25 protein-coding genes are annotated in these 26,895 nt (G+C 45.0%); 22 read left to right on the top strand and 3 right to left on the bottom strand.

What is annotated here, in order from left to right:
• Positions 1 to 173: 173 nt before the first annotated feature.
• The gene (locus tag ACTNEW_RS13075) at positions 174 to 941 is read right to left on the bottom strand and encodes an IclR family transcriptional regulator (RefSeq protein WP_441061807.1); all 768 of its coding nucleotides are present in this window, start codon (positions 939 to 941) and stop codon (positions 174 to 176) included.
• Positions 942 to 1,376: 435 nt separating this feature from the next.
• Between ACTNEW_RS13075 and ACTNEW_RS13070 the strand changes: the two genes are divergently transcribed.
• The 16 genes from ACTNEW_RS13070 (at position 1,377) to pyk (ending at position 19,318) form a co-directional block, all read left to right on the top strand.
• Positions 1,377 to 2,018, top strand: coding sequence for a bifunctional 4-hydroxy-2-oxoglutarate aldolase/2-dehydro-3-deoxy-phosphogluconate aldolase (locus ACTNEW_RS13070; RefSeq protein WP_441061804.1), 642 nt, complete (start codon positions 1,377 to 1,379; stop codon positions 2,016 to 2,018).
• Positions 2,019 to 2,020: 2 nt separating this feature from the next.
• On the top strand, positions 2,021 to 3,046 hold the full coding sequence (locus ACTNEW_RS13065) for a PfkB family carbohydrate kinase (protein WP_441061801.1): 1,026 nt from the start codon (positions 2,021 to 2,023) through the stop codon (positions 3,044 to 3,046).
• A 753-nt stretch (positions 3,047 to 3,799) separates the two neighbouring features.
• The gene (locus ACTNEW_RS13060; RefSeq protein WP_441061798.1) at positions 3,800 to 4,525 is read left to right on the top strand and encodes a FadR/GntR family transcriptional regulator; all 726 of its coding nucleotides are present in this window, start codon (positions 3,800 to 3,802) and stop codon (positions 4,523 to 4,525) included.
• A gap of 269 nt (positions 4,526 to 4,794) precedes the next feature.
• Positions 4,795 to 6,156 (top strand): GntP family permease, encoded by a 1,362-nt coding sequence (locus ACTNEW_RS13055; protein WP_441061795.1) that lies wholly within the window; start codon positions 4,795 to 4,797, stop codon positions 6,154 to 6,156.
• An 82-nt stretch (positions 6,157 to 6,238) separates the two neighbouring features.
• The gene (ilvD, locus tag ACTNEW_RS13050) at positions 6,239 to 7,990 is read left to right on the top strand and encodes a dihydroxy-acid dehydratase (RefSeq protein WP_441061793.1); all 1,752 of its coding nucleotides are present in this window, start codon (positions 6,239 to 6,241) and stop codon (positions 7,988 to 7,990) included.
• 299 nt (positions 7,991 to 8,289) lie between these two features.
• Positions 8,290 to 9,261, top strand: coding sequence for a beta-ketoacyl-ACP synthase III (locus tag ACTNEW_RS13045; RefSeq protein WP_441061791.1), 972 nt, complete (start codon positions 8,290 to 8,292; stop codon positions 9,259 to 9,261).
• A 63-nt stretch (positions 9,262 to 9,324) separates the two neighbouring features.
• Positions 9,325 to 9,549: an acyl carrier protein gene (gene acpP / locus ACTNEW_RS13040; protein ID WP_441061790.1), complete on the top strand. Its 225-nt coding sequence runs from the start codon at positions 9,325 to 9,327 to the stop codon at positions 9,547 to 9,549.
• 67 nt (positions 9,550 to 9,616) lie between these two features.
• Positions 9,617 to 10,588 (top strand): enoyl-[acyl-carrier-protein] reductase FabK, encoded by a 972-nt coding sequence (gene fabK / locus ACTNEW_RS13035; protein ID WP_441061816.1) that lies wholly within the window; start codon positions 9,617 to 9,619, stop codon positions 10,586 to 10,588.
• Positions 10,581 to 11,519, top strand: coding sequence for an ACP S-malonyltransferase (gene fabD, locus ACTNEW_RS13030; RefSeq protein WP_441061788.1), 939 nt, complete (start codon positions 10,581 to 10,583; stop codon positions 11,517 to 11,519). Before fabK ends, fabD begins: the two co-directional genes overlap by 8 nt.
• The gene (gene fabG / locus ACTNEW_RS13025) at positions 11,516 to 12,256 is read left to right on the top strand and encodes a 3-oxoacyl-[acyl-carrier-protein] reductase (RefSeq protein ID WP_441061787.1); all 741 of its coding nucleotides are present in this window, start codon (positions 11,516 to 11,518) and stop codon (positions 12,254 to 12,256) included. Before fabD ends, fabG begins: the two co-directional genes overlap by 4 nt.
• Before the next feature lie 64 nt (positions 12,257 to 12,320).
• The gene (gene fabF, locus ACTNEW_RS13020; protein WP_441061785.1) at positions 12,321 to 13,559 is read left to right on the top strand and encodes a beta-ketoacyl-ACP synthase II; all 1,239 of its coding nucleotides are present in this window, start codon (positions 12,321 to 12,323) and stop codon (positions 13,557 to 13,559) included.
• Between the two features lie 59 nt (positions 13,560 to 13,618).
• Positions 13,619 to 14,089: an acetyl-CoA carboxylase biotin carboxyl carrier protein gene (accB, locus tag ACTNEW_RS13015; protein WP_441061782.1), complete on the top strand. Its 471-nt coding sequence runs from the start codon at positions 13,619 to 13,621 to the stop codon at positions 14,087 to 14,089.
• A 20-nt stretch (positions 14,090 to 14,109) separates the two neighbouring features.
• Entirely contained in the window at positions 14,110 to 14,538 is a 429-nt protein-coding gene (fabZ, locus tag ACTNEW_RS13010; protein WP_441061779.1) for a 3-hydroxyacyl-ACP dehydratase FabZ, read from the top strand.
• 10 nt (positions 14,539 to 14,548) lie between these two features.
• Positions 14,549 to 15,895 (top strand): acetyl-CoA carboxylase biotin carboxylase subunit, encoded by a 1,347-nt coding sequence (locus tag ACTNEW_RS13005; protein WP_441061776.1) that lies wholly within the window; start codon positions 14,549 to 14,551, stop codon positions 15,893 to 15,895.
• Positions 15,896 to 15,972: 77 nt separating this feature from the next.
• Positions 15,973 to 17,679 carry an acetyl-CoA carboxylase carboxyltransferase subunit alpha gene (locus ACTNEW_RS13000; RefSeq protein WP_441061813.1) on the top strand — a complete coding sequence of 569 codons (1,707 nt, stop codon included), beginning with the start codon at positions 15,973 to 15,975 and terminating at the stop codon, positions 17,677 to 17,679.
• Positions 17,680 to 17,905: 226 nt separating this feature from the next.
• Positions 17,906 to 19,318: a pyruvate kinase gene (gene pyk / locus ACTNEW_RS12995; protein WP_441061773.1), complete on the top strand. Its 1,413-nt coding sequence runs from the start codon at positions 17,906 to 17,908 to the stop codon at positions 19,316 to 19,318.
• Between the two features lie 5 nt (positions 19,319 to 19,323).
• On the opposite strand, the gene ACTNEW_RS12990 is transcribed toward pyk, so the two are convergent.
• Together ACTNEW_RS12990 and ACTNEW_RS12985 are read right to left on the bottom strand one after the other, a co-directional pair.
• The gene (locus ACTNEW_RS12990) at positions 19,324 to 20,238 is read right to left on the bottom strand and encodes a selenium metabolism-associated LysR family transcriptional regulator (protein WP_441061770.1); all 915 of its coding nucleotides are present in this window, start codon (positions 20,236 to 20,238) and stop codon (positions 19,324 to 19,326) included.
• Positions 20,228 to 21,523 carry an aminotransferase class V-fold PLP-dependent enzyme gene (locus ACTNEW_RS12985; RefSeq protein WP_441061767.1) on the bottom strand — a complete coding sequence of 432 codons (1,296 nt, stop codon included), beginning with the start codon at positions 21,521 to 21,523 and terminating at the stop codon, positions 20,228 to 20,230. The genes ACTNEW_RS12990 and ACTNEW_RS12985 overlap by 11 nt, the downstream gene beginning before the upstream one ends.
• Positions 21,524 to 21,788: 265 nt before the next feature.
• Between ACTNEW_RS12985 and yedE the strand changes: the two genes are divergently transcribed.
• From yedE to ACTNEW_RS12955, 6 genes are all read left to right on the top strand, one after another.
• Positions 21,789 to 22,868, top strand: coding sequence for a YedE family putative selenium transporter (yedE, locus tag ACTNEW_RS12980; RefSeq protein ID WP_441061764.1), 1,080 nt, complete (start codon positions 21,789 to 21,791; stop codon positions 22,866 to 22,868).
• 94 nt (positions 22,869 to 22,962) lie between these two features.
• Positions 22,963 to 23,169: a sulfurtransferase TusA family protein gene (locus ACTNEW_RS12975; protein WP_441061761.1), complete on the top strand. Its 207-nt coding sequence runs from the start codon at positions 22,963 to 22,965 to the stop codon at positions 23,167 to 23,169.
• A complete protein-coding gene (locus ACTNEW_RS12970; RefSeq protein ID WP_441061759.1) occupies positions 23,166 to 23,411 on the top strand; it encodes a DUF3343 domain-containing protein in 246 nt (81 codons plus the stop codon). Before ACTNEW_RS12975 ends, ACTNEW_RS12970 begins: the two co-directional genes overlap by 4 nt.
• A gap of 240 nt (positions 23,412 to 23,651) precedes the next feature.
• On the top strand, positions 23,652 to 24,152 hold the full coding sequence (locus tag ACTNEW_RS12965) for a GreA/GreB family elongation factor (RefSeq protein ID WP_441061756.1): 501 nt from the start codon (positions 23,652 to 23,654) through the stop codon (positions 24,150 to 24,152).
• Positions 24,153 to 24,391: 239 nt separating this feature from the next.
• The gene (locus ACTNEW_RS12960; RefSeq protein WP_441061754.1) at positions 24,392 to 26,161 is read left to right on the top strand and encodes a Na/Pi cotransporter family protein; all 1,770 of its coding nucleotides are present in this window, start codon (positions 24,392 to 24,394) and stop codon (positions 26,159 to 26,161) included.
• A 61-nt stretch (positions 26,162 to 26,222) separates the two neighbouring features.
• On the top strand, positions 26,223 to 26,894 hold the full coding sequence (locus ACTNEW_RS12955) for a response regulator transcription factor (RefSeq protein WP_441061751.1): 672 nt from the start codon (positions 26,223 to 26,225) through the stop codon (positions 26,892 to 26,894).
• Position 26,895: the final 1 nt, after the last annotated feature.

Here is a 26,895-nt window from a genome sequence, read left to right as displayed (position 1 = left end):
GGTTTTTCACATCACACTTCACAGTGTTTCGCACTGAACCAAAGTTCCGGAGAAAACCATACGCATAGTAAAACTCGAAGAATTCTCACATACAGTTGCTGAACTAAAGCAAGCTTTCGTTTATTGAATGAAAAACTTATTGGAGCATAACGATATAAAAAAGAAGCCTCATATTATCCTGAGACTCCCATTTCTTTTTGGATATTTTCTTTGGCAGCCAGGATGAGACTGCGGATTTCCTCAATCCGCTCATCGCTCATCCGGTCTTTGGGTGCAGAAACACTGAGCGCATATGTGGGTTTCCCTTTGTAGTTTTTAATGGAAACCGCAATGCAGCGGACGCCGAGTTCATTTTCCTCATTATCAAGCGCATAACCATTGTTTCGGATTTGCTGGATCAGTTTCATAAACTGTGAATAATCAGTAATCGTATAATCAGTCAGCCTGCGGATATTGCTGGATTCCCAGATGGCTTTAATTCTGTCATCACTCATATCAGCCAGCATGGCTTTGCCAACTCCGGAACAATACAGAGGGATGGATTTACCCACCATGGAAACAAGGCGGACAGAACCGCGGGAGGCTTCCACTTTATCAATATAGACTGCCTGACCACCGTCAATTTCCACCAGATGAACTGTTTCACCGGTCTGTTCGGCAAGTTCTTTGAGGTATGGACGTGCAAGGTCGATCATATTGTTCTGGGCAAGAATCTGGTTGGAAATGCCGCAGAATTTAAAGGTAAGACTGTATTTCAGAGATTCCGGATCCTGTCTTGCATAGTCCATGCAGATCAGAGAATTGAGAATCCTGTGGACGGTAGTTTTATTCAGATTCAATTCTTTGCTCAGTTCCAGAAGACCCATGGGACCATTCTGAGCAAGGCATTCGATTGCGCTGAAGATACGTTCTGATACCTGTATCGGGTTTTTTTCTTCCATGAAGTGACACTCCTGTTTGTGAAAATAAGCAACTGTTCAGAAAATAAGCTTCTGTGTGCTGAACAGATACGAAAATAGTAGATTGTTTCAGTGGCTATTGTAGCACGATTATCAGAGAAGGGCAAATGGGAAAATACATCAGCATGAAAAAGAGGAAAAGAGGTTAAAATAGTTTAAGGAATGTATTTTTAAAAGAACAAAAAAATGAATAAAAAAGTATTGGAACGTCTTGACAATAGTGGGAAAGTGAGTATAATCAGAAACATAAGAAGTTCATAATATGAAATATAGTTTCATAATATGAAACAATAAAAAGGCTTCAGAGAAGATTGACTATTAGCTGAAATGTAACACAAACCAAAACCGCTAAAAAATCATTGGGGACCGACAGTTGAGAATGGCAGCAGAATAAGAAGGAAAGCAGGGGACAAAAACATGAATGAAGTATTAAAGAAAATCCAGGAAACCGGAATTATCCCGGTAGTAGTTTTAAACGATGCCAAGGATGCAGCTCCACTGGCAAAGGCTCTTTGTGAAGGCGGCCTTCCATGTGCGGAAGTTACTTTCCGTACAGAAGCAGCAGAAGAATCCATCCGTATCATGAGCAGAGAATTTCCGGAGATGTTCGTAGGCGCAGGTACTGTTCTTACTACGGAACAGGTTGACCGTGCAGTAGATGCAGGTGCGAAATTTATCGTAAGCCCGGGTCTGAATCCGAAAGTTGTAAAATATTGTATAGAAAAAGGCGTACCGGTAACACCTGGTGTATGTACTCCAAGTGAAGTAGAGCAGGCCATTGAACTTGGTCTGGATGTTGTGAAATTTTTCCCGGCAGAACCGGCAGGCGGTCTGAATATGATCAAAGCTATGGCGGCTCCGTATGTGGGAATGAAATTCATGCCTACCGGTGGAATTAACCCGAAGAATGTAAGAGAATACCTGGCATATGACAGAATCCTCGCATGCGGCGGAAGCTGGATGGTAAAAGGAAGCCTTGTAGAGGCAGGAGAATTTGATAAAATCAGAGAATTAGCGCAGGAAGCAGTAGAAATTGTTAAAGAAAGCAGAGGAAAATAATCATGAGTAAAAAAGTAGTTACCTTCGGAGAACTGATGTTAAGACTTGCACCGGAAGGATATTATCGTTTCGTGCAGGTGGATAAATTAGGAGCAACCTTCGGCGGCGGCGAAGCTAACGTTGCGGTTTCACTTGCCAACTATGGCTTTGATGCATCTTTTGTAACCAAGCTTCCGACCCACGAAATCGGTCAGGCAGCTGTAAACTCGCTGAGAAGATATGGAGTAGATACATCCAGAATCGCCCGCGGCGGTGACCGTGTAGGTATTTATTTCCTCGAAAAAGGTGCATCCCAGAGACCTTCCAAAGTAATCTATGACCGTGCAGGTTCCTCCATCTATACTGCATCTTCAGAAGATTTCAACTGGAAAGAAATTCTGGACGGCGCTGAATGGTTCCATTTTACCGGAATTACTCCGGCTCTCAATGACAATGTGGCAGCAATCTGTCTGGAAGCCTGCAAAGCAGCCAAAGAACTTGGCGTAAAAGTTTCCTGTGACCTGAATTACAGAAATAAACTCTGGAGCAAGGAAAAAGCAGGACAGGTGATGGGTGAACTCTGCAAATATGTAGATGTCTGCATTGCCAATGAGGAAGATGCTGCTGATGTATTCGGCATCAAAGCTGCAAATACCGATGTTACTGCCGGTACTGTAAACCATGAAGGATATAAGGATGTTGCAAAACAGCTTGCTGACCGTTTCGGATTCGAAAAAGTTGCCATTACTCTTCGTGAGTCTCTCTCTGCAAATGACAACAACTGGTCTGCAATGCTTTATGACGGCAATGACTTCTATTTCAGCAAGAAATACAAAATGCACATTGTTGACCGTGTAGGCGGCGGTGACAGCTTTGGCGGCGGTCTGATCGCAGCTACATTAAGCGGCTATGATGCTCAGTCTACCATCGAATTCGCAGTTGCAGCATCCTGCCTGAAACATTCTATCGAAGGTGACTACAACATGGTATCTATGGACGAAGTTGCAAAACTTGCCGGCGGCGATGCTTCCGGACGTGTTCAGAGATAATCAGAGACATTTAAAAAGAAAAGATTAATCAAAGGGATGTTTACTTCTGAGAACAGAATAAACAATTGGAAAATGCCTGATTCTTTTCCGGTGATACGGTTCCTCCGGCTGTATCTCCGGAATTTCTGATAACCCATTCGTAGCTGAATGCACATCAGTTACAGACACCTACATTTTACATGACGCAAAAGAGGACGATTCCCATGGGGAAGGCGTCCTCTTTTGCGTTGAATGTGTTTATCACATATTTAACTGTTTTTACTCTCAAGATATTTCTCATAGGAACTATCTAATTTTTCACAGGCTTCCTGTATGGAAATGCGAAAATTTTTTGATATTTTTTCGATGTCCTCAACAAAGCGTTTATTGTCAGCTATTTTTGTTGCTTTTCTGCTGCTTCCTGTCGTTGTACAGCAATATCTGTTTCGTAATCATATTCAGCCATTAACATATTTATCACCTCACTGCTCTTTCTTAACAGATAATCTGCAAGAATACCATGTTGTATACATTCGTTGACAGCCAGTTCAAGATTCGGAGCATTTATAGTAAGGTCAGTATACTACTCCCGGAGAAAAGAGTAAAGCCCGAGGTCTGCCGATAATTAAAAAATAATGAAATTTATACTTGTTCAGATATTTATAAAACGCTATACTTAGTGTATCTTACGAAGAATAAAAATACAAAAGAAAAATATGTAAAAGGCAGATTCTGTACAGAAGGCAGATTCAGCGTGGAAAAACGGAGAGAATGATGTATCAGTTTGAAAAAGTTAATAAAAAGTTATTAGGCTCTCAGGTAGAAGATGAGCTGATGAATTTTATCCTGGAGGAGCCGTTGGAAATTGGTCAGAAGATTCCGAATGAATTTGAACTGGCGGAGAAATTCGGAGTAGGAAGAAGTACCATAAGGGAAGCTGTGAAGGCTCTGGTTTCCAAAGGAATTCTGGAGGTGCGCAGAGGTTCCGGGACTTATGTGATCAGTACCAGCACACTGGAGGATGATCCCCTGGGTTTGTCCAGATTTCAGGATAAATATAAGCTGGCACTGGAATTGTTTGAGGTACGTCTGATGCTGGAGCCGGAAATAGCCTCTATGGCAGCGGAATATGCCGATTCCAGGGAGCGTGAGCAGCTGAAAGCGCTCTGCGATGAGGTGGAGAATCTTTACCGGTCCGGAAAGAATCATATTCCCAAAGATATCGAATTTCATACATTTATTGCAAAATGCAGCAAAAACCGGGTAGTGGAAACACTGATTCCGGTCATCAATACAGCAGTGATGACATTTGCGAATCTGACACATCGAACATTATTTCAGGAAACGATAGATACCCACCGGGCGATTACAGAAGCGGTCACGAAGGGAGATTCTCTGGGAGCAAAATGTGCAATGATCATGCATCTGACGTATAACCGCCAGATTCTTATGAAACGGTTGGAGGAGCATGCAGAGAAGCAACAGAAATCGGACAGATAAGATGCCTTTGGCAATAATAAACAAAAACAGCGGGTTATTTATACATAATCCGCTTCTTTTTTTGGTGAAAAAGTAGAAAAGGAATAAAAGACATCAGATGTATTGACTTTATAAGGAAGAAAAAATATAATTAAACCAAGATAACATAAGACGTCATATGTTAAAAAGGAAAATAACAAAAATTAATTCGGTTTCATCAGATGTCATAAGAGGATGCTGGAGTGTGGAAGATGAAATTGAGGGGATAAGTTGAAGGAGGTATATTATTTATGGCTGCAGATACAGCTGTTGTTTTGAATCCGACCAGATTGGTCATTGCTGCATTGATAGGTCTTGTGATTTTGCTTGTATTGATTATTAAATGTAAAGTCCAGGCGATGGTCGCCATTCTGATCGGAGCTCTTGTAATTGGACTGGGTGCCGGAATGTCGTTTGAAGATATTATCAGCGCGGTAAATGACGGTATCGGAAATACACTGAAGGGAATTGCTCTGCTGGTAGGTCTTGGTTCTATGTTCGGTGCTATTCTGGAGGCGTCAGGAGGCGCCCAGACCCTGGCAGTTACCATGGTGAGATGGTTTGGTGATAAAAAAGCTGCATGGGCTCTGGGAATCACCGGTCTCGTAATTGCAATGCCGGTATTCTTTGATGCAGGATTGATCATTCTGATTCCACTGGCTTTTTCTCTGGCAAAGAAAACAAACCGTTCTTCTCTGTTTTATGCCATTCCGCTGCTTGCCGGACTGGCTGTAGGACATGCGTTCATTCCGCCGACTCCTGGTCCGGTTCTTGTAAGTACGATGCTGAATGTGGAACTTGGATGGGTAATCATGGTAGGAATTGCCTGCGGTGTGGTTGCCATGATCGTGGCAGGACCTGTATGGGGCTCTATCTGCGGAAAAAAATATATGATACCAGTACCTCAGCATGTGGCCAATCAGCAGGATTTTGATGAATCAAAGCTTCCGAATTTCTGGACGATTGTGGGGATTATCCTGATTCCGCTGGTACTGATCATTCTGGATTCTATTGCCGGTGTGGTGGATGCGCTGGAACCGGTTCGCCCGATTCTTGGATTCCTTGGAGAGCCGTTTGTGGCACTTTTGATTGCAACGATTGCAGCAATGCTGATTCTTGGTATCAAACACGGATATAAAATGGATGAACTGGAAAAAATTATGACAAAATCGCTGGAGCCTACCGGTCTGATTCTTCTGGTAACTGCCTGTGGCGGTGTTCTTCGGTATATGCTGCAGTATTCCGGTCTGGGTGATGTCATTGGAAATGCTGTTTCTTCTGCAAACCTTCCCATTGTGGTAGTTGCGTTTATTGTAGCTGCCCTTGTAAGAATCTGTGTGGGATCTTCCACAGTAGCGATGACTATGGCAGCCGGAATTATTGCAGCAATGCCGGAAATCGCGAGTCTTTCTCCGCTGTATCTTGCATGTACGACAGCAGCAATTGCCGGCGGCGCAACGGTTTGTTCTCATTTCAATGACTCCGGTTTCTGGCTGGTAAAATCGCTCGTAGGAATGGATGAGAAAACAACACTGAAAACATGGACGATTATGGAGACGCTTGTAGGCGGAACCGGATTTGTGGTGGCTTTGATCATTTCTTTTTTCGCATAAAAAGATAGACAGAAACTGTGTTTTGCAAGTAATAAAAAACTAATATGTGCACAGACATAAAAAATGGAAAGGACGAAATGTTATGGAATTAGTAAGTCAGAAAATGCGGGAACTGGCACCGGAACTGGACCCGCTTCGTATTGGAACCGGCTGGAAACCGGAAGACCTGGCAAAACCGCAGATTTTTATTGAAAGCACTTTTGGAGACAGCCATCCGGGAAGCGGTCATCTGGATATCCTGGTGGAGGAAGTACGAAAAGGTGCAGAGGAAGCTGGCGGCCATGGGGCAAGATATCACTGTACCGATATCTGTGACGGAGAAAGTCAGGGAACAGACGGAATCAATTATAGTCTTGCAAGCCGTGAGATGATTGCAAATATGATTGAGATTCATGCAAATGCCACACCTTTTGACGCAGGTGTTTATCTGGCAAGCTGCGACAAAGGACTTCCGGGAAATCTTATGGGCCTTGCAAGAGTGGATATTCCCTCGATCGTTGTTCCTGGCGGTACGATGAATGCCGGTCCGGAGATGCTGACTCTGGAACAGCTTGGAATGTACAGCGCCAAATATCAGAGAGGCGAGATAGACGAAGAGAAGCTGAACTGGGCAAAATGCAATGCATGTCCAAGCTGCGGTGCATGTTCTTTTATCGGAACTGCTTCTACCATGCAGATTATGGCAGAAGCGCTTGGACTGGCTTTGCCGGGAAGTGCACTCATGCCTGCAACCAGTCCGGATCTTCTGGCCTTTGCCAGACAGGCAGGAAAACGTGCGGTAGAAATGGCAAAAGAACCGGGAATGAAGCCCAGTGAGATCGTGACTCTGGAAAGCTTTGAAAATGCCATTCTGGTTCATGCTGCTGTTTCCGGAAGTACCAACTGTCTACTGCATTTGCCTGCGATTGCGCATGAGTTCGGCATTGAGATTACAGGTGATACCTTTGACAGACTGCACAGAAATGCACGCTATCTTCTGGATGTCCGTCCGGCAGGAAGATGGCCGGCAGAAGTGTTCTATTATGCCGGTGGTGTACCTGCAATCATGGAAGAAATCAAAGAGCATCTTCATTTGAATGTAAAAACAGTAACAGGAAAAACGCTTGGAGAAAATCTGGAAGAACTGAAGAACAATGGTTTTTATGAAAGATGCAACAAATGGCTGCAGGATTTTAATGCCCGTTATGGAGTGTCTGTGACCAGAGAAGATATTATCCGTCCGTATGACCAGGCAATCGGCACAGACGGAAGTATTGCAATCCTGAGAGGAAATCTGGCACCGGAAGGCGCGGTGATCAAACACACCGCCTGCCCGAAGGAAATGTTCCGGGCAGTTTTGCATGCAAGACCATTTGACAGTGAAGAAGAATGTCTGGATGCGGTTCTGAAGCACAAGGTACAGAAAGGCGATGCGGTATTTATCCGTTATGAGGGACCAAAAGGCAGCGGTATGCCGGAAATGTTCTATACTTCGGAAGCAATCAGCAGTGATAAAGAACTGGGAAGAAGTATCGCACTGATCACAGATGGACGTTTTTCCGGGGCATCCACAGGTCCTGTAATCGGTCACTGCAGCCCGGAGGCTTCTGATGGCGGTCCGATTGCTCTGGTAGAAGAAGGCGACCTGATCGAGATCGATGTAATGGAACGCAGACTGAATATCATCGGAATCCAGGGAGCGAAGAAAACTCCGGAGGAAGTGGATGCAGTTCTGGCTGAACGCAGGAAAAACTGGAAGCCGAGAGAGCGTAAATATAAGAAAGGTGTGCTGCGTCTGTTCAGTGAACATGCGGTAAGTCCGATGAAAGGGGCTTATCTGGATTTTGAAGACTGACCGGTACTGAGATTAGAACGTGTTTGCAAATTGTGACGCACATCTGTCGGAAAGCAATTTGCAAACAAATTTTAGTAAAGAACACAGTTCTTATGTCAGAGAAGATGAGCTGCGGAATCATCTATGTTGATTTCGCAGCTCATTTTTATATATCTCTGATTTCAGCTGTTGGGTTTATCCGTTATCGTCATTTGAAGTGTTTTTTTAACAAATTTGTAATTTCCTCTTGACAAATACTAAAGAATCATTTATTTTGATAATCAAAATACTTTAAAACCAAAACAAATAGGAAAAGGACTATGATAGGAAAAATTTGCGGAACTGGTTCCTGCGTGCCGGTGGAGGTATGGGATAATCAGAAGCTCGCCGGAATGGTGGAGACCAGCGATGAATGGATCAGAGAGAGGACAGGAGTGGACAGACGCCATATTGCCGGTGGGGAAGAAACTACGGCATATCTTGCGTCACAGGCGGCCATAAATGCTCTCGAAAATGCCGGTATGAAGCCGGAGGAAGTGGAACTGATCATTGCGGCAACGATTTCGCCGGATCAGATCATGCCAAGCACCTCCTGTGAAATCCAGAAACATATCGGTGCAGTAAATGCAACTTGTTTTGACTTGAATGCTGCCTGTACAGGCTTTCTGTTTGCCCTGAATACAGCACAGGCATATCTGGGACAGGGAGTGTACAAAACGGCGCTGATCGTCGGAGCAGAGACCCTTTCCAACCTGACAAACTGGCAGGACCGTTCCACCTGTATCCTGTTTGGAGACGGGGCCGGAGCTGCTGTTCTGAGAGCAGAGGATGAAGGGATTTTTGCACAGGTAACACATTCCGATGGAGAAAAAGGAGGCGTTCTGACCTGCACCAGCAGAAACAGAATTGCTTATGAAAAATGTGCAGCAGCCCCTGAGACATACATGCAGATGGATGGGAAAGAAGTATTTAAATTTGCTGTATCCAAGGTTCCGGAAGCCATTGATGAGCTGCTGGAAAAAACACAGTTGGATGTACAGCAGATTGATTATTTCCTGCTTCATCAGGCCAATGAACGGATTGTGCGTTCTGTGGCAAAACGTCTGAAGCAGAGTATGGAGAAGTTTCCGATCAATATGGAGGAATATGGAAATACCTCTTCCGCCAGCATACCGATTCTTCTGGACAATCTGAACAGATCCGGTGCATTGAAAAGCGGAGAAAAAATAATTCTTTCCGGATTTGGTGCAGGGCTTTCCTATGGCGCAAGTCTGATTGAGTGGAAGAAATAGAGTAAGTAATCCCCAATTGTTTGATAATAAAAATAAGAAAAGAAGAAAAAGGAGAACAAAATCATGTTAGAAAAAATCAAAGAAATCACAGCAGAAGCATTAGGAACTGAGGTAAGCAGCCTGACAGCAGAAACTTCTTTTAAAGAAGATCTGGGAGCAGATTCTCTGGATCTTTTTGAACTGGTAATGGCACTGGAAGAAGAATTCAGCGTGGAAATTCCGACAGAAGATCTGGAAGAAATCAAGACTATCGGCAATGTAGAAGCATATATCCAGAAAATTCAGTAAGGGTTCCGTACCTTCGCAGTTACGGGAAAAAATCCAATAGAAAATGAAATAAAAATCCGTAAATCAGATACATAAAAGTTTTCAAAACAGGAGGCATTTTATGGAAACGAGAATCACCCGGTTACTTGGAATTGAATATCCGATCATTCAGGGCGGTATGGCATGGGTCGCAGAATATCATCTGGCTGCTGCTGTATCAGAAGCCGGCGGTCTTGGTATTATCGGAGCTGCCAACGCACCTGCAGACTGGGTCCGTGAACAGATCAGAGAAACAAAAAAACTTACAGATAAGCCATTTGGCGTCAACATTATGCTGATGAGTCCTTATGCAGATGAGATTGCAGAGGTTGTTGCAGAGGAAGGTGTCAAGGTAGTTACCACAGGTGCCGGAAGCCCGGAAAAATACATGAAAATGTGGAAAGAAGCGGGTATCAAAGTCATCCCTGTAGTCGCATCAGTGGCTCTTGCAAAAAGAATGGAGCGCTGCGGTGCAGATGCTGTGGTGGCAGAGGGAACAGAGTCCGGCGGACACATTGGTGAGACAACGACTCTGGTACTGGTTCCGCAGGTGGTGGATGCAGTGCAGATTCCGGTGATCGCAGCCGGAGGAATTGCAGATGGACGCGGGATTGCAGCAGCATTTATGCTGGGTGCCGAGGCAGTTCAGATGGGAACCCATTTCATTGTAACAAAAGAATGCTGGGTACATGAAAATTACAAAGATCTTGTTATTAAGGCAAGAGATATTGATACAAGAGTAACTGGCCGTTCCACTGGTCATCCGGTACGTGCGCTCCGCAACCAGATGACAGGAGAATATCTGAAAAAAGAAGCAGAAGGAGCATCTTTTGAAGAACTGGAACAGCTGACTCTCGGCGGTTTAAGAAAAGCAGTCATTGACGGTGATGTAAAAACCGGAAGCGTTATGGCAGGACAGAGCGCAGGTCTTGTAAAAGAAAAAATGACCTGTGAAGAACTGATTCAGAAGCTTGTAAAAGAGACGGAACATTTGCTGAAAGGAACATCCCTTTATGAGTAAGATTGCATTTATATATCCCGGACAGGGAGCCCAGAAGGCGGGAATGGGAAAAGATTTTTACGAGAAATTCGAGACAGCAAAAGAGGTATTTGACCAGGCATCCCAGTGGCTGGACCTGGATATGAAGGAGCTTTGTTTTGAGGAAAATGACAGACTGGATCTGACAGAATATACACAGGCTGCAATGGTGACCACCTGTCTTGCCATGACAAAGGTTGTGGAGGAACAGGGGCTTCATCCGGATGTGACAGCAGGTCTCAGTCTTGGCGAATATTGTGCGCTGGAAACCGCAGGAGGCATGACTCTGAAAGATGCCATTACCACAGTCCGCAAACGAGGGATTCTGATGGAACAGGCGGTACCTGCCGGAAAGGGCAGTATGGCTGCTGTTCTGGGAATGAAAGCAGAAGAAATCGAAAAGATCACAGATACCATTGAAGGGGTAACAATTGCCAATTATAACTGTCCCGGTCAGATTGTAATCTCCGGTGTGAAAGAAGCCGTTGAGCAGGCTTCCGAGCAGTTAAAAAATGCCGGTGCAAAGCGTGTGCTTCCTCTGAATGTCAGCGGTCCGTTCCATTCACAGATGCTTACAGAAGCCGGAAAGGAACTTGGAAAAGTTCTGGAAAACGTAGAGCTTTCACCATTGAAAATCCCTTATGTGACCAATGTAACTGCACAGTATGTGGAAGATATCAGAGAAACAAAAGCTCTCCTGGAAAGGCAGATTTCCTCTTCTGTCAGATGGCAGCAGAGTATGGAAAATATGATCGCGCAGGGTGTGGATACCTTCGTGGAGATCGGCCCGGGAAAGACTCTTGCAGGTTTTCTTCGTAAGATTGACAGAAGCGTAAAAGTATATAACATTCAGAATGCAGAGGATATGTATGCAGTAGTGGAAGCGTGCAGGAAAGCAGAGGCAAATTCATGACAGAGAAAAAAGTAGCAGTTGTGACAGGCGCAGCCAAAGGGATCGGAAGAGCCATTGCTCTGGAGCTTGCAAGAGAAGGCGCATTTATCATTATCAATTATAACGGTTCTGCAGAAAAAGCAGAAGAGACCAGAAAACAGATCGAGGCAGAAGGCGGAGAAGCCGATGTTTATCAGTGCAATGTGGCTGATTTTACCGCCTGCGGCGAGTTTTTCAAGGCAGTGATCAAAGAATATGGAAGAGTAGATATTCTGGTAAATAATGCCGGAATCACCAAAGACGGACTGCTTATGGGTATGAGTGAAGAAGATTTTTCCAGAGTTGTGGATGTGAATCTGAAAGGTACCTTTAACTGCATGCGTCATGTTTCCCGGCAGATGCTGAAACAGAGAAGCGGACGCATTATCAGTCTTGCTTCTGTGGTAGGTGTCAGCGGAAATGCGGGACAGGCCAACTATGCAGCATCAAAAGCAGGCATTATCGGTCTGACGAAATCAGCAGCCAAGGAACTGGCATCCAGAGGAATTACGGTAAATGCCATTGCACCGGGATTTATCCAGACAGATATGACTAGTGTTCTTTCTGATAAAGTCAAAGAATCCGCGGAGGGAATGATCCCTATGGGAACATTCGGTACTCCGGAAGATATTGCTAAGGCAGCAGCTTTTCTGGCGTCTGACGGTGCCCGTTACATTACCGGACAGGTGCTTTGTGTAGATGGCGGAATGGCAATGTAAATGGAAATCAGACTGTTCAGCAGAGGAAATTTTGCAGAAAAATGAACAGATTTGGGAGGTAAATATGAAGCGTAGAGTGGTAGTAACAGGACTCGGTGCGGTAACACCTATCGGAAATGATGTGGAATCTTTCTGGGAAGGTGTGAAAGCCGGAAAGGTCGGAATCGGTCCGATCACAAAATTTGATACCACAGATTATAAAGTAAAACTGGCAGCCGAAGTAAAGGATTTTGTGGCAAAAGAGCGTATGGATTTCAAGGCATCCAGAAGAATGGAACTGTTTTCCCAGTATGCAGTTGCTGCCGCTCTGGAAGCGATGAAAAACTCCGGACTTGCTATGGAAAAGGAAGATCCGTTCCGTGTGGGTGTGATCGTAGGCTCCGGAATCGGAAGCCTCCAGGTTGCGGAATCCGCAGTAAAACGTATTGAAGAAAAAGGTCCGTCCAAGGTGGATCCCCTGATCGTACCGAAGATGATCTCCAATATGGCAGCAGGCAATATTTCCATCGTGACAGGTGCCAGAGGAAAATGTACCAACGTGGTAACTGCATGTGCCACAGGAACTCATTGTATTGGTGATGCGTTCCGTGCCATTCAGTACGGAGACGCAGATGTGATGTTTGCCGGTGGAACAGAAGGCTCCATCTGCCCGGTTGCAGTAGCGGGATTTACGAGTCTGACAGCTCTCAGTACCAGTGACGATCCAGCGAGAGCATCTATTCCTTTTGATAAGGACAGAAACGGTTTTGTCATCGGTGAGGGCGCCGGAATCGTTGTTCTGGAGGAACTGGAACATGCAAAAGCCAGAGGTGCCAGAATTCTTGCGGAAGTGGTGGGATATGGCGCAACAGCAGATGCATTCCATATCACTTCCCCGATCGAAGATGGAAGCGGGGCTGCAAGAGCCATGACAGATGCTATGAAAGAAGCCGGCATTACACCGGCAGATGTGGACTATATCAATGCTCATGGTACCGCTACGCATCACAATGACCTTTTTGAGACAAGAGCTATCAAAGCAGCGTTTGGAGATGCTGCAAAAGACGTGAAGATCAATTCTACAAAATCCATGGTGGGACATTTGCTTGGCGCTGCCGGTGGTGTGGAATTTATCGTGTGCGTAAAAAGTATTCAGGATGGTTTTATCCATCAGACAGTAGGTACAGAGCAGTGTGATGAGGAACTGGATCTGGATTATACCATCGGTGCACCGGCACATCAGGAAGTACGTTATGCCATGAGCAATTCTCTGGGATTCGGCGGACATAACGGAACCATTCTGGTGAAAAAATTTGAAGACTGATCGTCTGGTATCAGGCGAAAAAAAGAATGTGCATCGAAGGTTAAAGGAGGCAGCAGAACATGGAATTTGAACAGATACTGGAACTGATCGACCATGTGTCGGATTCAAAGCTGACATCTTTTCATTACGAAAGTGACAGTGTAAAACTTTCCATGAAATGTGGAAAGGAAACAAAAATGATTGCCGGCGGTGTGGATATGTCTGCACTCAGCGCAGCTTCTGTAATACCGGCAGCCGGTATTGCGGCACCGTCAGAAATACAGCAGGCATCCGCGGTAACACCAGAGGAAGCAGAGGGGAATCTTGTGAAATCTCCATTGGTGGGAACCTTCTATGCAGCTCCGGCTGAGGATGCGGAACCTTTTGTAAAAGTGGGAGATCATGTAAAAAAAGGACAGATTCTTGCCATTGTGGAAGCTATGAAGCTGATGAATGAAATCGAGAGCGATTTTGACGGCGAAGTGGCAGAAATTTATGTGGAGAATGCACAGGCTGTGGAGTATGGACAGCCGCTGTTCCGGATTAAATAATGAGACAGGAGGACGGCAGAATGAACAGTTTGAATGTGAAACAGATTGAGGAGATTCTTCCTCATCGCCATCCGTTTTTGCTGGTGGATTATATTGAAGATTATGTACCGGGTGAATTCGCCGTTGGATATAAATGTGTGACCTTTCGTGAAGACTTTTTCCGCGGACATTTTCCGCAGGAACCGGTGATGCCGGGGGTTCTGATCGTGGAAGCTCTTGCGCAGACGGGTGCGGTTGCTATCCTGTCCAAAGAGGAGAACAAAGGAAAAATCGCTTATTTCGGCGGTATTGATAAGTGCCGTTTTAAACATAAGGTAGTGCCAGGGGATAAGCTTCGTCTGGAGACGAAAATCATGAAACAGAAAGGTCCGGTGGGCATCGGGGAAGCCATTGCCACGGTTGACGGAAAAGTTGCTGTAAAAGCAGAACTGACATTTATGATCGGATAAAGGTGTGGATATGATTCGAAAGTTATTGATTGCCAATCGGGGAGAAATTGCCGTGCGGATTATCCGTGCGTGCAGGGAAATGGGAATAGAAACGGTGGCTGTCTATTCAGAAGCAGACAAAGACAGCCTTCATGCGCAGCTTGCGGATGAAGCAATCTGCATCGGACCTGCTCCCTCTTCAGAGAGCTATCTGAATATGGAACGTATCATGAGTGCGACTCTGGTTTCCGGGGCGGATGCCATTCATCCCGGGTTCGGATTTCTTTCGGAAAATGCCAGATTTGCCGAATTCTGTGAGCAGTGCGGGGTGACTTTTGTGGGTCCGGATTCCCGTGTGATCCAGAATCTCGGAAATAAACAGGTTGCAAGAAATACCATGGTGGCAGCAGGAGTTCCGGTCATTCCAGGTACGGATAAACCGGTGATGGATGTGGAAACAGGACTGCAGGAAGCACAGCGGATCGGCTATCCGGTCATTGTCAAAGCGGCTCTTGGAGGCGGGGGAAAAGGCATGCGTACCGCTTATCAGCCGGAGGAGTTTGCTCTTGCATTTCAGACGGCTCAGAAGGAAGCCCAGATGGCTTTCGGAGATGGCACCATGTATATTGAACACTATGTGGAACATCCAAGACATATTGAATTTCAGATACTGGCAGACTCTCAGGGAAATGTGATTCATCTGGGAGAAAGAGACTGTTCAATTCAGAGAAACCATCAGAAAATGGTGGAAGAATCTCCGTCAATAGCCGTATCGGAAGAGCTTCGCAGGAAGATGGGAGAAGCAGCAGTAAAGGCTGCAAAAGCCGCTCACTATGTGAATGCGGGAACCATTGAATTCCTTCTTGAAAAAAACGAAAAATTCTACTTTATGGAGATGAATACCCGGATTCAGGTGGAACATCCGGTAACAGAATGGGTAACCGGCATTGATCTTGTCAAAGAGCAGATTAAGATTGCGTCAGGGATGCCTCTCAGCCTTACCCAGGAAGATGTAGTGATTCGGGGACATGCGATTGAATGCCGTATCAATGCAGAAAATCCGGCGAAAAATTTCCGTCCGTGTCCTGGAACCATCCGTGAACTGCATTTCCCGGGAGGACAGGGAATTCGTGTAGATACTGATATTTATGCCGGATATACCATTCCGCCATATTATGATTCCATGGTGGCAAAACTGATTGTTCATGGAGATACCAGAGAAGATGCCATTGCAAAAATGCAGAGTGCTCTGGGAGAAGTGATCATTGAAGGAATCGATACCAATGTGGATTTTCAGTTTGAAATCATCAGTGATCCTGTCTATCAGTCAGGGGATTTTGACATCGAATTTCTCAGCGGGTTCTCTTCTGCAGAGTAGGATGATGACGGTAATGCGGTCTGCTGCAGATGCAGAATCCGGCTGCACAGTTCATGAGAAGAATGGGGTATATGGAAATGAAATTTCAGCATATGTTTAAAAAAACAGTGACAAAGCCGGTGAAATCCGGAGATTCCGATCGCCCGGAAGTACCGGATGGTCTTCTGAAAAAATGTAATGCCTGCAAAGCAGCAGTTTTTGTGGAAGAGGTCAGAAATAATTATTATATTTGTCCTCACTGCTGCAATTATTTCCGTGTGCATGCCCGCCGCAGAGTGGAAATGATCGCAGATCAGAACAGCTTTCAGGAATGGGACAGTGATGTGGTGTCTGACAATCCGCTTCAGTTTCGCGGATATGAAGAAAAAGTGAAAGTACTCCAGGAAAAAACGAAACTCAATGAGGCAGTCCTTACGGGAAAAGCTGCGATCAACGGGATCCCGGTTGTTCTTGGAATCTGTGACGGACGTTTTCTGATGGCCAGCATGGGAGAGGCTGTGGGAGAAAAAATCACCCGGGCTGTGGAACGAGCCACAGAGGAAAGACTTCCGGTGATTCTTTATGCCTGTTCAGGTGGAGCCAGAATGCAGGAAGGGATTGTTTCCCTGATGCAGATGGCAAAGACATCGGCAGCACTGAAGCGTCACAGTGATGCAGGACTTTTGTACATCAGTGTTCTTACAGATCCGACTACAGGCGGGGTGACGGCAAGCTTTGCCATGCTTGGTGACATTATTCTGGCAGAGCCGAATGCGCTGATCGGATTTGCAGGTCCAAGAGTCATTGAGCAGACGATTGGGCAGAAATTGCCGAAAGGCTTCCAGAGATCAGAATTTCTTCTGGAGCATGGCTTTATTGACGGAATTGTGGAGCGGGAACAGCAGAGAGAAGTCCTTGGTAAGGTCCTGAAAATGCATCAAAAGAAGACGGTAAATACACTGCCGCACGAGAAATGCAGAGAACTTCTGGATCAGGCATTTCAGCCGGAAAAACCGCTGCAGGAAATGTCTGCCTGGGAGCATGTACAGCTTGCCAGGGATAAGGAACGGCCTACAGGAAGCGATTATATTCAGTATCTTTTTACAGATTTTGTGGAGATGCATGGAGACCGTTATTACGGGGATGACAGGGCAGTGATTGGCGGAATTGCGTTCTTTCAGGGGCAGCCTGTGACGGTGATCGTACAGGAAAAAGGACACGGAACTAAGGAAAACATTGCTCATAATTTCGGTATGGTTTCTCCGGAAGGATACCGTAAATCTCTCCGTCTGATGAAGCAGGCTGAAAAATTTGGCCGTCCTGTGATTTGTTTTGTGGATACTCCGGGAGCGTTCTGCGGACTTGAGGCAGAAGAGAGAGGACAGGGAGAAGCAATTGCCAGAAATCTTTATGAACTTTCGGCTCTGAAGGTTCCGATTCTTTCTGTAGTCATCGGTGAGGGCGGAAGCGGAGGTGCCCTTGCGCTGGCTGTGGCAGATGAAGTCTGGATGATGGAGCATTCGATTTATTCGATTCTTTCTCCGGAAGGATTTGCGTCTATTCTTTGGAAAGACAGCAAAAAAGCCAAAGAAGCGGCAAAAGTTATGAAGCTTACAGCCGCAGATCTGAAGTCGCTTGGAATCGTAGAACAGGTAATCCGGGAAGAGGAGTTTCTGACAAAGGAGAATCTGGTCGAAACTGCGGAAAAACTGGAACTGGGAATTCAGGCATTCTTAAGTGAATATCAGTCTATGAGCGGCGAAGCTCTGGCACAGCACAAATATGAACGTTTTCGTAAAATGTAAATGATTTTTTTGGAGTCTCTTTTGAACAGGAGGCTCCTTTTTGATGGAATAGTGTGATATCATTTAACGATTTTTTTGATTTGTGATATCTGTATAAGAAGACGTAGTCATCGAAAAAAATATGGATAAAACTTACAGCGTTTTTAACATTTACTTGACAAAATACTGCTGTAATTTAAGCAGAAATGTGTTAGAATAAAAACAGAACAATACAAGGAGGGAACATATGCGCAAGACAAAAATTATCTGTACCATTGGACCTGCCAGTGATAATGAAGAGACATTGACACAAATGTGCAAAGCCGGTATGAATATTGCCAGACTGAATTTTTCCCACGGTACGCATGAGGAGCATCAGATTAAGATCGACCTGATCAAAAAAGTCCGCAAAAAACTCAATCTTCCGATTGCGATCATGCTGGATACCAAAGGCCCGGAATACAGGATTAAAACTTTTGAAAATAAAAAAATTGAACTTGCAGACGGAGACACTTTTACGTTTACGACAGATGATATCGTAGGTGATCAGACAAGGGTTTCCGTTACTTATAAACATCTGATCGAAGATCTGAAGGTTGGCGATACCATCCTGGTCAATAATGGACTGGTGATTTTTGAGGTACAGAGCCTGGAAGGAACCAATGCCGTATGCAAGGTAATCGCAGGCGGTGTGCTGTCTGACAGAAAGAGTATGAACTTCCCCAATCGTCTGATGACCAACGATTTCCTCAGTGAACAGGATAAAGAAGACCTGCTGTTCGGTATCGAAAATGATGTGGATTTTGTTGCCGCTTCTTTTGTATCCACGAAGCAGGATATGAAAGATATCCGTGATTTCCTTGATGAAAACGGAGGCAAAGATATTGATATTATCGCCAAGATCGAGAACCGTTCCGGCGTGGAAAATATTGATGATATCTGTTCTCTGGCAGATGGTATTATGGTAGCCCGCGGTGACCTTGGCGTGGAGATTCCGTTTGTGGAAGTGCCTTCCGTACAGAAATATCTGATCCGCAAATGCCGTATGATGGGCAAGCGCGTCATTACTGCAACAGAGATGCTGGAGTCTATGATCCATAATCCGCGTCCTACCCGTGCAGAGATTTCTGACGTTGCCAACGCGGTTTATGATGGAACCTCCGCAGTCATGCTTTCCGGAGAATCTGCTGCAGGTGATTACCCGGTAGCAGCAGTGAAGAACATGGCTGAAATTGCAGAATTTACCGAGCAGCGAATTGATTACACCGAGTGGTTCAGAACCAATGAGTATAAAATTCACAGCAATCTGGATGCCATTTCCCATGGAACCTGTGCCATGGCAATTGACGTAAATGCCAAATGCATCGTGGTAAGTTCCTTAAGCGGTATGACCGCCCGTATGGTCAGCCGTTTCCGCTGTCCGGTAGACATTATGGGCATGACGACCTCCGAAAAAGTATGGCGCAAACTGAATCTGAGCTGGGCTGTGACACCGGTCCTCAGCGAAGAGTTCAATTCCCAGGATGTGATGTTCTATCACGGTGTTTACTGCGCAAAGAAGATTTTTGGACTGAAAAAAGGTGACAGTCTCGTTCTCACTGGCGGTCAGATTAATGGAAAAACAGGAAATACCAACACGATCAAGATTGAAACTATATAAGGAAATCAGTGGATTTTGTAAAATTCCTGTACGAATTTGATAAACTGCTTTACATGCGGTTTCAGAATTCTGTTTTTGCTGTAAACAATAGAAAAGGTACGCTTTCGGGCAGATTCTCCTAATGGAAAAACGAGAATCTGCCTTGTTTTTTGCAGATCTGTAACGGAACGGGCAGAAAGGATGGAAATCCCCAGACCGTTGACAATGGACTTTTTGATAGACTCCAGATCGTTCATACGGGCAACCACGTTCAGCTGAGAAGAAGAAATGCCGTGATCTTCCAGAAATACATCAATTTCCTTGCGGGTACCGGAACCGTTTTCCCGGAGAATAAAAGGCTCCTTCAGAAATTCCTCGAGGAAGGTTTGGTTGTCGAGAGAGATTTCGTTGTTTTTCCGGGCAAGAAAATGATCATTGACTGGCGTAGCAATGACAAGAGAATCCTGGCAGAAGGGAATGAAACAGCAGGATTCTTCGTCAATTTCCTGGCCGACCAGACTCAGGTCCACACTTCCGTCCAGAACTTTTTGAATCGCTCCCATGCTGTCCGACTGCCAGGAGTGAAAAAACACGTCCTCTGCCTCCTTCCCGAAGGCACACAAAAGCTCTGGAAGCAGGTAGGAGGATGGGATTGTGGAGACACCGATATCAATGATTTTTTTGCGGGTTCCGGTAAATTCTTCTACCAGATGATTGCGCATGTTCAGCATCTGAATCGCACAGTCATAAAGCTGATATCCTCTTGTGGTAACTGTAATTTTCTTAGTAGTGCGGATGATCAGGCGGGAATTGAGTTCTGTCTCCAGAGAACGGATATGGGCGCTGATCGTGGGCTGTGTCAGATAAAGATGGCGTGCCGCTTCAGAAAAACTGTTGTATTCCACGACTGCAACAAATGCTTCCAATTGTTTAAATTCCATGATGGTTTTCTCCCTTATACGGACATCCCGTAATTTCTGCCAGGGCATGAAGGGCGGTGTCCAATTCTTCTTCCGTATTGTCCTGTCCGAAGGAAAAACGGATGGTTCCGGCAGGATAAGTCCCCAGTGTCTTGTGTGCGTTTGGTGCGCAGTGAAGTCCGACTCTGGTCATGATTCCATAATTGCTGTCCAGCTCAAAAGCAGCCTGCGCCATATCAAGATTCAGAGTCTGCAGAGATACCACGGCACAGCGCCCGTTTGTATCTTTTTTTCCGATGATTCTTATCTCTTTTTCCTCAGGATCCATGCGTGTGATTCCGTCCAGGAAATACTGTGTCAGATGCATTTCTTTCCGGAAAATTTGTTCCATAGAACTCTGGAAAAGATCATCTGTGGAACTGTTTTTTATAGAACGCTGGAAGAGATTTTTTCCAGAATTGTTCTCCATGGAAATCTCGAAAAAATCATTCTTGGAACTGTTCTCCAGATCGTTTAGTGCGGCATGAAGTCCAAGGATTCCCGGGATGTTCGGTGTGCCCGGCTCGAAACGGTCAGGCAGAAAAGCGGGAATTTCTTCGGTATGTGAGATACTTCCGGTTCCTCCGCTGAGCAGAGGTTCGACCAGCTGTGCCAGCTCCGGACGGATCAGAAAACCGCCGATTCCCTGAGGACCGCGAAGTCCTTTATGTCCGGTGAAAGCCAGAGCGTCAATGTTCATTTTCTCCATATCAACAGGAAGGATTCCTGCAGTCTGAGCCGTGTCAAGAATAAAAAAGATACCATGTTTACGGCAGAGGTGTCCGATTTCACGGACAGGAAGGATGGTGCCGCACACATTGGAAGCATGAAGACAGACAAGAACTTTGGTGTTGGGACGAATCAGACTTTCGACAGATTCCGGATCCATGCTTCCATCAGTCCCGCAGGGAATACGGTCAAACGTGACTCCGTGGGAGAGAAGCTGTGTCAGAGGACGCATGACAGCATTGTGCTCCATGGCAGATACCAGTACATGGTCTCCGTTTTTAAGCAGCCCTTTGAGAAGAATATTCAGACTGGCGGTAATATTACCGGTAAAAATGACATTTCTGCAGTCCTTAAAATGGAACAGCCGGCAAAGCTGCTCTCTGGTATCGTAAATCTGTTCCTCCACGGAATAGGCGGTTTCATACCCTCCCCGGTTTACATTTACAGCAAATCCGCTTAGATACTGGTAAACCATATCCGCTGCAGAGGGTGCCTTGGGAAAAGAAGTACTTGCCTGATCAAGATAAATTTTTTTCATGATGCTGCTCCGTTCTTAAGTGATATTTATAATCGAAGGATACTTGTATAACCCACGATAAATACATGACTGGTTTCCAAATATTAGATCGGTTTCAAAAGCGAGTTATAAAAGTTATTATACCAATATTTATTGATAAAATCTATAAATATTATCGAAAATAATCTATAAATTATTGGAAGAATCCGGTCCAGAATGATATGATTACTATAAAGTCCCGGGACAATGTTTCCGGGTATTTTCTAAGAGAAAGGAAGGGTTACGAATGAAAAACGAAAAAACAGTCATTGCAGGTGCCGGTGTGGTCATCGGACTGATTGCAGCAGCTCTTGTATTTTTTGGAAATCCGGCAAATATGGGCTTCTGCATCGCATGTTTCCTGCGTGATACTTCCGGTGCACTTGGACTGCATTCTGCAGCAGCAGTTCAGTACATCCGTCCGGAGATTATCGGTCTGGTACTGGGATCCTGCATTCTTGCACTGGTAAACAAAGAATTTAAACCAAGAGGAGGAAGTGCTCCTGTCACACGTTTTGTGCTTGGAATGTTTGTGATGATCGGCTGTCTCATGTTTTTGGGCTGTCCGTTCCGTATGATTCTTCGCCTTGCCGGCGGTGATCTGAATGCAGTTTTCGGACTTGTGGGATTCGTTGCCGGAATTCTTGCCGGCGTATTTTTCCTGAAAAGAGGTTATACGCTGAAACGTTCCTACAAAATGCAGAAAACAGAAGGCGCTCTTTTCCCGGTTGTGGAAATTGTGCTGTTGGTACTTCTGCTTGCAGCACCTGCATTTATCCACTTTACAGAACCGGACGGAGGTCCCGGTGCGAAACATGCGGCAATTGTGATCTCACTGGCAGCAGGCCTGATCGTAGGAGCATTGGCTCAGAAAACACGTCTCTGTATGGTTGGCGGTATCCGTGATGCCGTATTATTCAGAGAATACAAGCTTCTGATCGGTTTTGCAGCAATTCTGATCAGCGCATTTGTCGGAAATCTGATTCTGAGTGCAGTGACCGGAAATACCTATTTCCATCTGGGATTTACCGGACAGGCAGTTGCACATACAGACGGATTATGGAATGCTCTTGGAATGATGCTGGCAGGTTTTGGATGCGTGCTTCTTGGCGGATGTCCTCTTCGTCAGCTGGTACTTGCAGGAGAGGGAAATACGGATTCCGCTGTAGCTGTATTTGGCCTGATGACAGGTGCAGCTATTGCGCATAACTTTGGTCTTGCTTCTTCCGCAGATGGACCGACTGCGAATGGAAAAATTGCAGTTGTGATCGGTTTTGTTGTGGTATGTGTGATCGCGGCATTGAATTCCGGGAAAAAGGAAGCATGAGAAAACGTAAAATAGCATGAGAAGATCATAAGAAAAGAATAAAAGACGCTGCTGTTGAAGTTATTTGACAAGTTGTTACATAAGGAGAATGTTTATGAAAACAATTGATGCAAGAGGTCTTTCATGTCCGGAACCGGTAATTATGACAAAAAATGCACTCGCATCCGGTGAGAAAGAATATGAAGTACTGGTGGATAATGTGACGGCTAAAGAAAATGTCACACGCTTTGCAGCCCACCAGGGTTACCAGGTAAATGCGACAGAACAGGGAGAAGATTATCTCCTGAAACTGAAGAAATGAACGAATATATTGCTACATTTTATTCGCATTTTGGCGCGGTCTGTTTCAAAAAAGCATGTGTTTCCTGTGGTTTGCCGGCAGTGATCATGCCGGTTCCCAGAAGTCTCAGTTCTTCCTGCGGAACCTGTGTGAAATTTCAGGCACCAGGAGAACAGGATTTTCCGGAGAAAAACGAGGAAATAGAGCAGATCGTCCGCACAGAAGGCGGCCGTTTTGTACAGATCTATGAAGCAGAAGAGTGAAAGAATTTGAATGAAAAAGAAGCGAGAGTAATCCCGCTTCTTTTTCATATTACAGGAAAGTGCTCCGCATTTTCCTGTTAGAACATTTGGGATTCCATGTATAGCTGTAGTTGTCTATGTAGAACCAAATGTATAATAATTGACATTTCTTCGAATAAAATATAGACTAGAATGTGTTTGGAAATTGCTTTCCCACAAACTGAAAAATAACGAAGAAAAGACAGAAGGAGCAATCACTATATGGGAGAAAAACTGACACAAAAAGATGTGGAAAAAATAGAACAGGAAATCGAATATCGCAAACTGGTCGTCCGCAAGGAAGCAATCGAGGCCGTAAAAGAAGCCCGCGCACAGGGGGATCTCAGTGAAAACTTTGAATACTATGCTGCTAAAAAACATAAAAACCAGAACGAAAGCCGTATCCGTTATCTGGAGAGAATGCTGAAAACAGCAGATATCGTGGCCGATACATCCAAAGCAGGAGAGGTGGGTATGGACGATATTGTGGAAGTGGAATTTGAAGAGGATGGAGAAGTAGAAAAGTACAAACTGGTAACATCCATACGCGGAAATTCCCTGGAAAACCGTGTGAGTATTGAATCTCCAATCGGCAAAGCGCTGAAAGGACATAAAGTGGGTGACCGGGTGGAAGTAAAGGTAAACGATCATTACAGCTACTACCTGAAAATCCGTGCAATTGATAAGACTGGTTCTGAAGATGAAGACATCCGGGGCTTCTGATCCGGGAGAGACTTTTTTATATTACAGGAATGTGCTTTGCATTTTCCTGTAATATAAAAAAGATAGTTTGCGGAAAAAATCATGGGGCAGATGTTTTTGCTCCTATATGAATGAAGAAAATCAGACATTTTCGCCTGATTTTACATAGATTTAACATAGGGCAGGGGAAAACTTTACATACTTTTTCTAGAATAAAATGAATTATATGAATAAGAAAAAATATGTAAAGGAGCGAAATCATGGATTTTTTCAGTTTTTTGACCCTGTTCGGCGGTCTTGCCATGTTCCTGTATGGAATGCAGATTATGGGAGACGGACTCGCCAAAGTATCCGGCGGCAAGCTGGAACGGATTCTGGAGAACCTCACCTCTAACCGCATCAAAGCTGTTTTGCTGGGAGCCGCTGTGACCGCTGTTATTCAGTCGTCATCTGCAACAACCGTTATGGTTGTCGGATTTGTAAACTCCGGAATCATGAAACTATCCCAGGCGATTGGTATCATTATGGGAGCAAATATCGGTACGACTGCGACTTCCTGGATCTTGAGTCTTGCGGGAATCGAGAGCAGTAATTTCTTTCTGCGTCTTTTGAAACCGAGTTCCTTTTCTCCGATTCTGGCAATGATCGGTATCATTTTCCTGATGTTTACAAAGAGTCCGAGAAAGAAAGATATCGGAACGATTCTGGTTGGCTTTGCGGTTCTGATGTTTGGTATGGAGTCCATGAGCGGTGCCGTAAAACCACTGGCAAATGTTCCGGAATTTACCAATATCCTGCTGAAATTTTCCAATCCGCTTCTGGGTATGCTGGCAGGTACGATTCTGACAGCGGTAATCCAGTCATCTTCCGCTTCCGTAGGTATTCTGCAGGCACTTTGTGTGACAGGAGCAGTGCGGTACAGCGTGGCTCTTCCGATCATTATGGGTCAGAATATCGGTACTTGTGTGACTGCACTTCTGTCCTCCATCGGAGCAAAGAAGAATGCAAAACGTGCCGCAATGGTGCATCTGTATTTTAACCTGATTGGCACAGTTGTATTTATGGCTGTATTCTATACGCTGAATGGAATCATTCATTTTGACTTCCTGAATGAAGCGGTAAATCCTGCACAGGTGGCAGTGATTCACAGTGTATTTAATGTAACAGCAACCCTGATCTGGCTTCCGTTTGCCGGTCTTCTGGAAAAACTTGCCTGCCTTACCATACGTGATTCAAAAGAAGATATGGCAGCGTCTCTGGAAGATCAGGAGTTCATGATTCTGGAATCCCGTTTTCTGGAAAAACCGGCTTTTGCTGTGGAACAGGGACGAAATGCAGCAAGACGCATGGCAAAAGAATCTCATCAGTCTCTGCGCCTGGCCTTGAGTCTGGTGGGAAATTATGAGGAAGAAATGGCGGAACGGGTGGATAAAATGGAGTCCAAGGTAGACCGTTATGAGGATGAACTGGGTACCTATCTGGTGAAATTAAGCCATAAGGATCTGTCCGAAAATGACAGTCACAGTGTGGCGATTATGCTCCATTGTATCGGAGATTTTGAACGTATATCAGATCATGCGGTCAATATTATGGAATCCGCAAGAGAATTGTATGAGAAGGGTGCGGGTTTTTCTCAGAAAGCCATGGAAGAACTTGGTGTATTGTCTCAGGCGGTGGAAGATATTGTGCAGCTGACCTATAATGTATTTGACAGACAGGACGTAAAACTGGCAGAGAAAATCGAGCCTCTGGAAGAACGGATCGATGAACTGTGCAAGGAATTGAAATATCGTCATGTACAGCGTCTGCAGGATGGAGTCTGTACCATTGAGATGGGGTTTGTTCTTTCAGATATCACTACAAATCTGGAACGAGTGGCAGATCACTGTTCCAATATCGGGGTATGTATTACTCAGGTCAGGGAAGACCTGTATGACACACACAGTCATCTGGATGTGGTAAAAAGTGCGGAGGATGAGTACTTTTATCGTGAACTGGAAGAGGTTCGCAAGCAGTATGTCCTGCCGTAAAAGCAGCATGACTGCAGGAGGCTGAGTGGTTAATGGATACGCTCCGGGAAGGAGAACAATCATGATTTATTGCGTGGAAGACGAGAGAAATATCCGGGAATTGCTGGTATATACATTGGAGACAACAGGGTTCACTGCAAAAGGAATCGTTGATGGCAAAGAACTGTGGGATTCTCTCAAAAAAGAATCCCCGGAGCTGATTCTTCTGGACATTATGCTTCCCGGTGAGGATGGTTATTCCATTCTGGAAAAACTGAAAAATGATGTTTCCACCAGAGAAATTCCGGTTATTATGGTGACTGCAAAAGAAGCGGAATTTGATAAAGTCCGTGGACTGGAAGCCGGGGCGGATGATTATATAACTAAGCCTTTTGGTATGATGGAATTTGTAGCGAGAGTCAAGGCAGTTCTGCGCAGATGCGGGCAGAAAAAAAACGAGGACAGGATGCTGCAGTATCAGGATCTGTACCTGATGATCGGAAGGCACGAGGTACGTTATAAAGATGTAAAAATCGAACTTACCCGCAAGGAATTTGAACTTTTGCAGTATCTTCTGGAGAACAAGGGAATGGTCATGACAAGAAACCAGATTCTCTGCCGCATCTGGGGATATGATTTTGACGGGGAAACGAGAACGGTGGATGTTCATGTACGGACTCTGCGGCAAAAGCTGGGAGATGCCGGTAATTATATCGAAACGGTGCGTGGTGTGGGTTATCGGATAGGAGGATGAC

This window comes from Blautia sp. HCP3S3_G3, assembly GCF_052063365.1.
GTDB lineage: Bacteria > Bacillota > Clostridia > Lachnospirales > Lachnospiraceae > Blautia_A.
This window is presented reverse-complemented; position numbering and strand designations above follow the sequence as displayed.